9 protein-coding genes are annotated in these 10,761 nt (G+C 70.1%); 3 read left to right on the top strand and 6 right to left on the bottom strand.

Annotated elements, in window-relative coordinates:
• Window positions 1-47: 47 nt before the first annotated feature.
• Window positions 48-911, bottom strand: coding sequence for a patatin-like phospholipase family protein (locus tag DFR72_RS40805; protein WP_090072560.1), 864 nt, complete (start codon window positions 909-911; stop codon window positions 48-50).
• Window positions 912-953: 42 nt separating this feature from the next.
• Window positions 954-2,051 carry an alkaline phosphatase family protein gene (locus DFR72_RS40800; RefSeq protein WP_090072558.1) on the bottom strand — a complete coding sequence of 366 codons (1,098 nt, stop codon included), beginning with the start codon at window positions 2,049-2,051 and terminating at the stop codon, window positions 954-956.
• A gap of 49 nt (window positions 2,052-2,100) precedes the next feature.
• Between DFR72_RS40800 and DFR72_RS40795 the strand changes: the two genes are divergently transcribed.
• Window positions 2,101-4,431: a Tex family protein gene (locus DFR72_RS40795; RefSeq protein WP_245983870.1), complete on the top strand. Its 2,331-nt coding sequence runs from the start codon at window positions 2,101-2,103 to the stop codon at window positions 4,429-4,431.
• Between the two features lie 54 nt (window positions 4,432-4,485).
• Here DFR72_RS40795 and DFR72_RS40790 read toward each other — a convergent pair whose 3' ends face one another.
• Window positions 4,486-5,724, bottom strand: coding sequence for an ABC transporter substrate-binding protein (locus DFR72_RS40790; protein WP_090072554.1), 1,239 nt, complete (start codon window positions 5,722-5,724; stop codon window positions 4,486-4,488).
• Window positions 5,725-5,927: 203 nt separating this feature from the next.
• On the opposite strand from DFR72_RS40790, the gene DFR72_RS40785 reads away from it, so the two are divergent.
• Both DFR72_RS40785 and DFR72_RS40780 read left to right on the top strand, forming a co-directional pair.
• Window positions 5,928-6,791, top strand: a complete 864-nt coding sequence (locus tag DFR72_RS40785) for an NAD-dependent epimerase/dehydratase family protein (protein WP_090072552.1) — start codon at window positions 5,928-5,930, stop codon at window positions 6,789-6,791.
• Window positions 6,788-8,326, top strand: coding sequence for a phytoene desaturase family protein (locus DFR72_RS40780; RefSeq protein WP_090072550.1), 1,539 nt, complete (start codon window positions 6,788-6,790; stop codon window positions 8,324-8,326). The genes DFR72_RS40785 and DFR72_RS40780 overlap by 4 nt, the downstream gene beginning before the upstream one ends.
• Here DFR72_RS40780 and DFR72_RS40775 read toward each other — a convergent pair.
• Genes DFR72_RS40775 through DFR72_RS40765 form a run of 3 tightly spaced genes read right to left on the bottom strand, consistent with a single transcriptional unit; the run spans window position 8,320 to window position 10,593 of the window.
• Window positions 8,320-9,183: an ABC transporter ATP-binding protein gene (locus DFR72_RS40775; protein ID WP_090072548.1), complete on the bottom strand. Its 864-nt coding sequence runs from the start codon at window positions 9,181-9,183 to the stop codon at window positions 8,320-8,322. The genes DFR72_RS40780 and DFR72_RS40775 overlap by 7 nt on opposite strands.
• Before the next feature lie 25 nt (window positions 9,184-9,208).
• Window positions 9,209-9,586, bottom strand: a complete 378-nt coding sequence (locus DFR72_RS40770) for a GntR family transcriptional regulator (RefSeq protein WP_211335723.1) — start codon at window positions 9,584-9,586, stop codon at window positions 9,209-9,211.
• A 35-nt stretch (window positions 9,587-9,621) separates the two neighbouring features.
• Window positions 9,622-10,593, bottom strand: coding sequence for a hypothetical protein (locus tag DFR72_RS40765; protein ID WP_090072544.1), 972 nt, complete (start codon window positions 10,591-10,593; stop codon window positions 9,622-9,624).
• Between the last annotated feature and the right edge of the window lie 168 nt (window positions 10,594-10,761).

The following is a 10,761-nucleotide window of genomic DNA, read 5'->3' as shown; positions in this document are numbered from 1 at the left end:
CATGAGCCGCACCGCCGCCACCGCGGCCCGCCAACCAGCTCAGCGCGCTACCCGTGTGACGGGTGCCCGTAGAGCCCCACGCCGGCGAACTCCAGCGTCGTGAGGAACGTGGTCGAGGCCAGGTAGGAGGCCTCGACCAGTTCCGCGGTGTGCGAGAAGTCCAGCGGTGTCACGGCCTGCACGGGCGGGCCCGGCAGGTAGAGCACCGGGGTGCTCTGCGAGGCGAGCTCCACCTCCAGCACGGCCTGGTTGCGCATGCCCAGGGTCGCCCAGAACAGCAACGTCTCGGCGAGCGTCTCCGGCACCGTCGGCAGGTGGCCCGGGAAAGCGCAGTCCAGCACCACCAACGACTTCGCGCCCATCGCGAGGGCCTGCCGGATCGGCACGTTCGCCAGCACGCCGCCGTCGTAGAGCACCTGGTCGCCGATGCGCACCGGCGGGTAGACGCCCGGAATCGCCGCGCTGGCGAGGATCGCGGGGACCAGCTCGCCCTCGGTGATGTTCACGGCCTCACCGGTCACGCCGTTCACCGACACCGCGCCGAACGGCAGCGTCAGCTCCTCGAAGGACGAGCAGCCGCCGAGCCCCTCGGACAGCACGTGCGCGAGCCCGGTGTTCGGGAAGAGGTAGGTCTTGTTGGTGCGCAACGACCTCAGCTGCGCGATCGGCCCGCCGGGGAACACCCGCTGCCGCGTCATGCCCTCCCACAGCACGCCCAGCCGCTCGGCCGCCTTGTCCGGGTCCAGCGCGAGCAGCGAGCCGTTGACCGACCCGACCGAGGTGCCGACGACGAGGTCCGGCCGCACCCCGTGCTCACGCAGGGCGCGCAGCATGCCGACCTGCGCGGCGCCGAGGCTTCCCCCGCCGCCGAGCACGAACCCGACAGGTCCTGGCAGTTCGATCGTCACGATCGGTGATCCTAAAGCGAGACAACGGAAAGGGTTGAGTTCAACCTACACTGAAGGTACTGAGTGAAACAGAATCGGGATCGCCAGCTCCGCACGGGTCCGCGACCCGTGGAACCCCTTCATGCCGGTCCACATGGGCTCCGCCTGACTGCGCACGATCACCGCGGAGCCCTTCATCGCCACCACGACGTCTCCGATGCGGTCCGCCGCCAGCGGGCTGATCGGGCCGAACCACCCGGCGTCCACCGCGTCCTCGCGCGTCAGCACGTCGGCGCGGTCGCCGAGGTACTCGCGCCACACGTCCAGGACCTCGGCGCTCTCGGTGTGCAGGTAACGCACCCGGGGTTCTCCCGCGATCACCCGGACTCCCTGCCACAGCAGGGGTTCGGTGTCGAAGTCGATCCGCTCCCCCGCGGTGATCATGCCGTGGTCCGCCGTGACGGCGAGCACCGAGTCCGCCGGCATGCGCGCGGCGATCCGCGACACCAGCGCGTCGATGAACTCCAGCTGCAGCAACCACTCCTCGGAACCCGGCCCGTAGATGTGCCCGATCGTGTCGAGGTCCGCGTGGTAGGCGTAGCAGAACGAACGGTCCTCCCGGACGGCCGCGAGAGCACCGAGGGCGAGGTCGCCGAACCCCGCCGCGCCGCGGAACCACGAGCCGCGCAGCACCGCCCTGGTGAGGCCGCTGCCGCGGTGGAACAGCGGGGCGACCACGCTGACGGCGACACCGGCCGCCGCCGCGCGTTCGAACAGCGTCGGGTGCGGCTGCACGACCTCGGGCACGAGCGCCTTGCGCAGGTCGTGGTGGCGGTCGTCGGCGCGCGACCAGGTCAGCGAGTTGAGCACCTCGTCGCCGACCTCGAACGTGTAGCCGACGATGCCGTGCTCACCCGAGAGCAGCCCGGTGCCGATCGAGGCGAGGCTGGTCGCGGTCGACGACGGGAAGCCCGCGGAGATCTCCCGGCCGGCCATCGACGACAGGAACGGGGCGTGCTCCGCGTGCGAACGGAGCAGTTCGTGGCCCAGACCGTCGACGAGCAGCAGTACGACACGCCGGGCGGCGGGCAGGCCTAGCGTGTTGTCGGCACCCGGCACGTCCAGGCCCGACAGCAGTGATGGGACGACCTCGGCGATGGTCATGAAGGACACCGTGCCACGTCGGATCGGACAACGGGCAGAATGGCGCGCTGTGACAACGCTCATCCACCAGAAGATCGCTGACGAGCTCGGAGTGGCCGCAGGCCAGGTCGGCTCTGCTGTCGAACTGCTCGACGGTGGCGCGACCGTCCCGTTCGTCGCCCGCTACCGCAAGGAGGCGACCGGCGGTCTCGACGACGCCCAGCTGCGCACGCTCGAGGAACGCCTCGGGTATCTGCGCGAACTGGAAGAGCGCCGCGCGGCCGTCCTCAACTCCATCCGCGAGCAGGGCAAGCTCAACGACACCCTCGAGGCGCAGATCCTCGCCGCAGACTCCAAGGCGCGGCTCGAGGACCTCTACCTGCCCTACAAGCAGAAGCGCCGCACGAAGGCCCAGATCGCGAGGGAGGCCGGTCTCGAACCGCTGGCCGACGCACTTCTGGGTGATCCCGGGCTGAACCCGCAGGAGGAGGCCGCGAAGTTCGTCGACCCGGCCAAGGAGGTCGCGGACGCCGCGGCCGCCCTGCAGGGCGCGCGGGCGATCCTGGTCGAACGGTTCGGCGAGGACAGCGACCTGATCGGCGACCTGCGCGAGCAGATGTGGACGCGCGGCCGGGTGGTCTCCAAGGTCCGCGAGGGCAAGGAGACCGAGGGCGCGAAGTTCTCCGACTACTTCGAGTTCGACGAGCCCTTCTCGAAGCTGCCGTCGCACCGCATCCTGGCGCTGTTCCGCGGCGAGAAGGAGGAGGTCCTCGACCTCGTCCTGGAGCCGGAGGAGCCGCGTGAGGAGGGTCCCTCGACCTTCGAGGTGCGCATCGCCTCCCGCTTCGGCATCGACGACCGGGGCCGTCCCGGCGACAAGTGGCTCACCGACACCGTCCGCTGGGCGTGGCGGACCCGCATCCTCGTGCACCTGGGCATCGACCTCCGCGGCCGGCTGCGCTCGTTCGCCGAGGACGAGGCCGTGAGGGTGTTCGCCTCGAACCTGCGCGACCTGCTGCTGGCCGCCCCGGCCGGCACGCGCGCCACGATGGGCCTCGACCCCGGCTACCGCACGGGCGTGAAGGTCGCGATCGTCGACGCCACCGGCAAGGTCGTCGCGCACGGCGTCATCCAGCCGCACGTGCCCGCGAACCGCTGGGACGAGTCGATCGCGAAGCTCGCGGTGTGGGCCAAGCAGCACGACGTCGACCTGATCGCGATCGGCAACGGCACGGCCTCGCGCGAGACCGACAAGCTGGCCGCCGACCTGATCAAGCGCCACCCCGAGCTGAACCTGACCAAGATCGTGGTGTCCGAGGCGGGTGCGTCGGTGTACTCGGCCTCGGCCTACGCGTCCTCGGAGCTGCCCGACCTGGACGTGTCGATCCGCGGCGCCGTCTCGATCGCCCGCCGCCTGCAGGACCCGCTGGCCGAGCTCGTGAAGATCGACCCGAAGTCGATCGGTGTCGGCCAGTACCAGCACGACCTCGCGGAGTCGAAGCTCTCGCGGTCGCTCGACGCGGTGGTCGAGGACTGCGTGAACGCGGTCGGCGTGGATCTCAACACCGCCTCGGTGCCGCTGCTTTCGCGCGTCTCCGGCATCACCGCCGGTCTCGCGGAGAACATCGTGCTGCACCGCGACGCCAACGGCCCGTTCAAGTCCCGCAAGGCCTTGAAGGACGTGGCGCGGCTCGGCCCGAAGGCGTTCGAGCAGTGCGCGGGCTTCCTCAAGATCCGCGGCGGCGACGAGCCCCTGGACGCCTCCTCCGTGCACCCCGAGGCGTACCCGGTCGTGCGCAGGATGCAGATCGAGGCGGGCGCCGAGCTGATGGGCAACACTGCCGTGCTGACGAAGCTGCGGCCGGAGAAGTTCGTGGACGAGCAGTTCGGTCTGCCGACCGTCACGGACATCCTCCGCGAGCTGGAGAAGCCCGGCCGCGACCCGCGTCCGGCGTTCAAGACGGCGACCTTCGCGGACGGCGTCGAGAAGATCGCCGACCTCAAGCCCGGCATGGTGCTGGAGGGCGTCGTGACGAACGTGGCCGCGTTCGGCGCGTTCGTGGACGTCGGCGTGCACCAGGACGGTCTCGTGCACATCTCCGCCCTGTCCAACACCTACGTGAAGGACCCGCGCGACGTCGTGAAGTCCGGTGACGTGGTGCGGGTGAAGGTGCTGGAGGTCGACGAGGCGCGCAAGCGCATCGGCCTGACGCTGCGCCTGACCGACGAGCCGGGCAAGCCCGCTCCGAAGCAGCAGGGCGGCGGCGGTGGCCGTGACCGCGGCGGTCGTCCGCAGCAGCGCGGCGGGCAGCCCCAGCGCGGCGGTCAGCAGCGCAGCGCGCCTCCGGCCGCGAGCGGCTCGATGGCGGACGCGCTCCGCAAGGCCGGCTTCGGCAAGTAGGACGAGAGAAATGGCCCCTCCCGAAACCGGGAGGGGCCATTTCTCATTTGGTGGCTACTTGGCGCGGGTGCCCTTGATCTTCACGAGCTCGGACTCGAACAGTTCCTCGACGGTCGTGAGACCGCCGGGCGCCTTCGAGTCGACCCTGGTGATGTACGACTGCGTCGCGGACGGCCGCCCGACGAGCGAGTAGTGCAGCGCGCTGGTCAGGCCCTGGGTGTCCAGGCCGTTGGTGTTGTGGAACGCCTTCAGCACGCCGTCCCGCGTGAGGTCGCCGTCCTGGCAGGCCTTCTCGACGACGGCCAGGAACACCTTCGCGACGGTGTAGCCGTGGTCGACGTAGATCGCGGGCTTGTCGTCCGGGTAGTACTTGTTGAACGCCGCCGCGACCTCGCGCGGGCCGGCCTGGGTGCCGGTGAACGGCGCCACCGAGGTCACCACGGACACCTGCTTCTCGACGGCGGGACCGACCGGCGAGTCGAGGATCGCGGTGTCGAAGCCGACCACGTTGACCATGAACGGCACGTCCCACTTCAGCGCCGCGGCCACGCCGACGGCGGCAGCGGTCTGAGCGGGGGTGGTGCTGAGCACGACTGCCTTGGCGCCCGCGGCCTTGAGCGCGCCGATCTGCTGCGCGAGGTCGGCCGTGGTCTCGCCGATCGGCTGCTCGGCGATCTTCATGTTCCACTGCGTCCCGACGAACCGGCTGCCCTCCACGGCGTTGTCGCCGTAGCTGCCCTGGACGTAGACGTGGCCGACGGTGTCGCCGTCCTTGATCACGCCCTTGCGCTTGTAGTGGTCGAGCCCGTTGATGACGTCGAGGTCGTACGTGGTGCCGACGATCATCATGTGCGGGTTGCCGAGCAGGGACGCGGCCCACGAGGCGGGAGCGGTCAGCGTGCGGGTCTGCATGATGTCGGGCTCGATGGCGGCGGTCATCGGCGTGCCCGCGAGCTCCAGCAGGCCGAGGACCTGCGGTTCCAGTTCGAAGTAGGCGTCGAGCGCCTTCTGCACGTCGTACGCGTGGTCCTTCTGCTTGAGCTCGATCCGGCGGCCGCAGATGCCGCCGCGGTCGTTGACCTGCTTCAGGTACAGGTCGTAGCCCTTCATGCGGGTCAGCGCCGAGGCTTTGAACGGCCCTGTCATGTCCGTGAGGATGCCGAGCGAGATCGTGTCGTCGGTAACGCCCGGCCCGGTCTTGACCTGGGCCTTCTCGTCTGTCTTGGCACCGCAGCCGGCCACCAGGACGGCGAGCGCCAAGGCGGCGGTGGGCAGTACACGGCGGAGGGGCATGCAGGGTCCTTGTCCGGAGATCGAGCCGTACTAAGCGGTAGCTCAGTATTGGGCGGAGGCCTAAATAATGGCCCCTTATGTGCTACGGAACACAAGCTCGTAAGGTTCATGTGACTACCGTTCGACTACGGAGTGTGCTAGCTCTTCGGTACCGAACGAAATGAGATACGCGTGATCGGTCACATCGCGGGTATCCGGACAGGGTGAAAATCGTCGTCACCGGTGCGTCCGGCAACGTCGGCAGCGCGCTGCGCCGCCATTTGGACTTCGAGGACGCCGCTGTTGACGTGCGCACACTCTCGTCCCTGCGCGACTCGATCCGGGGCGCCGACGTCGTGGTGCATCTCGCGTGGGCGATCAAGCCGACCAACCAGAAGACCAACGTCGACGGCACCGAGCACGTGCTCGCCGCGTGCGTCAAAGAGGACGTCGGTCATCTGGTCCTTGCCTCTTCGGTCGCGGCCTACGGCCCTGCGCAACGCTGGTCGAGGGTCGACGAGTCGTGGGAGCTGACCGGCATCGCGGGCAACACCTACAGCGCGCACAAGGTGCGGCTGGAGCAGATGGTCCAGCGCTATCCGTTGCCGTGCACGGTGATCCGGCCGTGCGGCATCGGGCAGGCGTCCGCCGCAGCGAAGATCCGCCGCTGGCTGCTCAGCCCGTTGCTGCCGCCGGCACTGCTGCCGTTCCTGCCGGTCCCGCTGTGGAACGACCTGCGCCTGCAGCTCGTGCACGCGGACGACGTGGCTCGCGCGATCGTCGAGATCATCCGCCGCAAAGCGCTGGGGGCCTTCAACCTCGCCGCCGAACCGGTGCTGACCGCGCCGATGATCGCCGAACGCGTGGGCGCGGTCCGGGTGCCGGTGCCGTACCCGGTGATCGAGAAGCTCGCGGGCGCCACAGCGCGGCTCGGGCTGCAGCCCCTGACCCCCGAGTGGGTCCGGATGGCCGATCAGGCACCTCTCGTGCACACCACACGAGCACATGAAGATCTGGAATGGTGGCCCGAACACGACGCGCGCGATGTGCTGCGTGAGGTCATCGCTGCAATGGGAGGACGTGCGTGAACGAGGTTGACGCGGTCGTCATCGGCTCCGGCCCCAACGGACTGGTCGCCGCGACCCTGCTGGCGGACGCGGGCTGGGACGTGCTCGTGCTGGAGCAGCGCGAGACGGCCGGCGGCGCCGTGACATCGGCCGAGATCACCGCTCCGGGCTTCACGAACGACGTCTACAGCGCGTTCTACCCCCTCGGTCTCGGCTCTCCCGTCATCGGCGCGTTGAACCTCGACGTGCAGTGGCAACACGCACCTGCCGTACTGGCCCATGTGCTGCCGGACGACCGTGTCGCGCTCCTCTCTCGTGACGTGGACGTCACCGCGAAGTCCGTCGGCTCCTTCGCTCATTCGGACGCCGAGGCCTGGCAGTCCGAGTACGCCCGCTGGCAGAAGGTGCGCAATGCCGTGCTGGACAGCCTGCTCCGGCCCTTCCCGCCCGTGCGCGGCGGTCTGTCGTTGCTCAGGACGCTCGGGGCCGGTGACGCGCTGCGGCTGACGCGACTGCTGACGCTGCCCGTGCGCCGCCTCGGCGAGGAGCTCTTCGCCGGTGAAGGCGCCCGGTTGCTGCTGGCGGGCAACACGATGCACTCGGACCTCGGCCCGGACCAGGCCGGTGGCGCGGGCTTCGGCTGGCTGCTCGCCATGCTCGCCCAGGACGTCGGCAACCCCGTGCCGCGCGGCGGGGCGGGCGAACTGGCCGCGTCTCTGGTCCGCAGGTTCGGCGGACGCATCGAGACCGGTGCTCGCGTCACCGAAGTGCTGCACGCACGCGGTGTCGCCGTTGGCGTGCGTCTGGCAGATGGTTCCGTTGTGCGCGCACGCCGTGCCGTCCTGGCCGACGTACCCGCGCCCCGTCTCTACCTCGACCTGATCGGCGGTGACGCGCTGCCGGGCAAGCTCGCGGAGGACCTGAAGAGGTTCCAGTGGGACGGCGACACGATCAAGGTCGACTGGGCGCTGTCCGGCCCGATCCCTTGGCGCAACGCGGAAGCCGCGCAGGCGGGCACGGTCCACCTCGGTGGCGACGTCAACGGCCTGGCCGGCGTGGCCCACGAGCTGGCGTGCGGCAAGGTGCCGCGCAACCCGTTCATGATCCTGGGCCAGATGACGACGACCGACCCGTCGCGCTCCCCCGCCGGCACCGAGGCCGCCTGGGCCTACACCCACGTGCCGCTGGGCGGGAACTGGACGCCGGACCGGTTGAAGCGCCGCGCCGACCGCCTGGAGCTGATGATCGAGGAACGCGCGCCCGGCTTCCGCTCGCGCATACTCGGGCGCTCGGTGCTCGGCCCCGACGACATCGGATCGGTCAACGGCGGCACGGCGGCGATCCACCAGCAGCTCGTCTTCCGGCCCGTGCCCGGGCTCGGCCGCGCGGACACCCCGTTCGACCGGCTCTACCTCACGGGTTCGTCGGCGTGGCCGGGCGGCGGTGTGCACGGTGCGGCGGGTGCGAACGCGGCACGAGCGGCGCTGGCTCGTTGGGGTGCGGCGGGTGGCCTGTACCGAGCTCTGATCCAGGGAGCCCACAAGGCCATCTACTGACGGGCGTACCTGCGCGTGCGCGACGCCCGCAGGTATCCCATCACCAGCGCTTCCAGGTCGGGGCGCTCGGTCTGGAAACCCTCGGGCGCACCGCTGCCGCGCACCAGCGCCGTCGTCTGGCGGGACGTGTGCGAGGAGTCGACCACGACCCCGTCGGTCTCCAGGTCCAGCCCGGTGGGCCCGACGACGACCTGGTGGTCGTCCAGGACCTCCTCGATCTCGCCCGCCACCTGCACGCGGCCCTCGTCCAGCAGCAGCAGGTGGTCGCAGACGTCGCCGAGGTCGGTGAGCAGGTGCGACGACAGCAGCACCGTCGTGCCCCGTTCCGCGACGTCGGTCATGACGATCCGCAACGTCTCGTCGCGCGCCAGCGGGTCGAGGTCGGACAGCGGTTCGTCCAGCAGCAGCACCTTCGGCAGCCGGCCGAGCGTCAGCGCGATCGCGACCTGCGTGCGCGCGCCGGCGGACAACGTGCGCACCTTCGCGTCCTTGTCCACTCCCGCAAGGAGGTCCAGCACCTCGTCCGCGCGCTCGGCCGACCAGCGGTCGTTCATCGCCGCGCCCGCCCGCATCAGCTCGCGCACGGTGAACTGGTCGTAGAGCGGCCTTTTCTGGGTCAGCAGCGACACGTCGGGGTGCATCCGGCCGCGCACCGCCGTGCCGTGCACGGTGATCTCGCCGGCGGTGGGCTTCGCGAGCCCGGCGATCAAGGACAGCAGTGTGCTCTTGCCCGCGCCGTTCGGCCCCACCAGCCCGGTCACGCTGCCCTCCGGCAGCGAGAACGAGCAGCCGTCGAGCGCTTTGGTGCGCCCGAAGTGCTTCGCGAGGTTCTCCGCCCGCACCGGACTGGTGTTCATCGTGCTCCCACGTCCACAGTGGACATCAGTAGTGCGTGCCCCGCACGTCGGTGTAGATGGCGTCGACCTCGTCGCCGGTGAGTCCCTCGTCGACCGCGCGGTCCATCCACTGCTCCATGCCCTGCCGCAGCGGCGCGTCCGCCTTCGTCGCGTCGGTGGCGAGCGAGGCAGTGACGAACGTGCCCATGCCCCGGCGGCCCTCCACGAGACCCTCGTGTTCGAGCTCGCGGTACGCCTTCAGCACGGTGTTGGGGTTGACCCTCGTGGCCTCCACCACCTCCCGTGCCGTCGGCAGCTTGTCGCCGGGGCCGAGCAGCCCCATCCGCATGGCCTGCTTGACCTGCGCGGCGATCTGGAGATAGGTGGACACCCCGGAGTGCCGATCGATGCGAAACTCGATCACGCCGCTCAGCATAGGTGTCCACCCGTCCGCTCAAGTCACACCTGCCTGCGCACTGCCCAGACCGAGCCCAGCACGAACAGCACCGCGAGTCCCGCGAAGATCGCCCCTTCGAGCAGGTGCAGGGTCGTCGCCTGGTCGGTGGGGATGACGTCCGCGTACCGCTGCGCGAGCCCGTTCTCGCGGTAGCAGGCCGCCGTGTCGACGACGCCCTGCGCGTCGGCCTTCGAGCCGCAGTTCATCATCGGCGCCGGATCGGCGATCACGTTCCCCTTGGCGTCGAGGTATCCCGCCTCGACCACCAGCGGCCCGCGATCGGCCGACGCCGGCTCGGCCACGTCGTCGGAGATGATCCGGGTCGGCGTGATCAGGGACTCCCGCACGCCGCCGACCAAGACCCGCACGACGACGAAAAGGCCGAGCGTCAGCGTCATCGCCACGAGCGTGCGCTTGAACAGCGCACCGGCGAACATGCCGAGCGTGTAGGCGAAAAGCGTGTAGGCGACGGGGGACACGCCACGGGAGTCGAAGACCGTGAAGTAGAACTCCCCCGTCGACAACGGCCCGAGCTGACCGGCCACGTCCAGCCAGCTGTGCACCACGAGCTGGTAGACGACCACCACGACCAGCGCGGGCAGTGCCGCGACGAGGAACTTGGTCGCCATCCAGCGCGTCCTGCTGACCGACTGCGTGAACGCCAGCGCGTGGGTGCCCTGCTCGAACTCCCGCGCGAACAGCGGCGCGCCGACGAAGACGCCGATCAGCACGGGCGCGGCGAGCACCGTGGCCAGCGCGATGTGCATCTTGTCGAACCAGGCGGTCTGGAACTCGGTGGCCGCCGGGCCCATGCAGGACTCCAGACCCTTCGCCGCGCAGTCCACGAGGTTGCGCGCGACGAGGTCCGCCGACATCGAGGCCCGCAGCACCAGGACGGCCACCACCGCCACGGCCAGCCCGGCGACGAGCGTGATGAACACGGGCCGCTGCTGACGCCACACGATCCAGGTCATGCCGCGACCTCCATCCGCATGTAGGCGAGCGCGAGCTGGCTCAGCGTCCGGTGCTGCGCGTTCGCCCGCAGCAGCGCGCTGACGTCACCCGCCAGCCGCACCCGGCCGTCGGCGAGCAGCACGAGGTGGTCGCACACGTCCTCCAGCTCCGCCAGCACGTGCGACGAC

The organism is Lentzea flaviverrucosa, assembly GCF_003350445.1.
GTDB lineage: Bacteria > Actinomycetota > Actinomycetes > Mycobacteriales > Pseudonocardiaceae > Lentzea > Lentzea californiensis.
This window is presented reverse-complemented; position numbering and strand designations above follow the sequence as displayed.

Excerpts from the sequence above, each read along its gene's own strand:
- DFR72_RS40790 (WP_090072554.1), bottom strand. The coding sequence starts at position 5,724 with ATGCCCCTCCGCCGTGTACTGCCCACCGCCGCCTTGGCGCTCGCCGTC.
- DFR72_RS40765 (WP_090072544.1), bottom strand. The coding sequence starts at position 10,593 with ATGACCTGGATCGTGTGGCGTCAGCAGCGGCCCGTGTTCATCACGCTC.
- DFR72_RS40775 (WP_090072548.1), bottom strand. The coding sequence starts at position 9,183 with ATGAACACCAGTCCGGTGCGGGCGGAGAACCTCGCGAAGCACTTCGGG.
- DFR72_RS40800 (WP_090072558.1), bottom strand. The coding sequence starts at position 2,051 with ATGACCATCGCCGAGGTCGTCCCATCACTGCTGTCGGGCCTGGACGTG.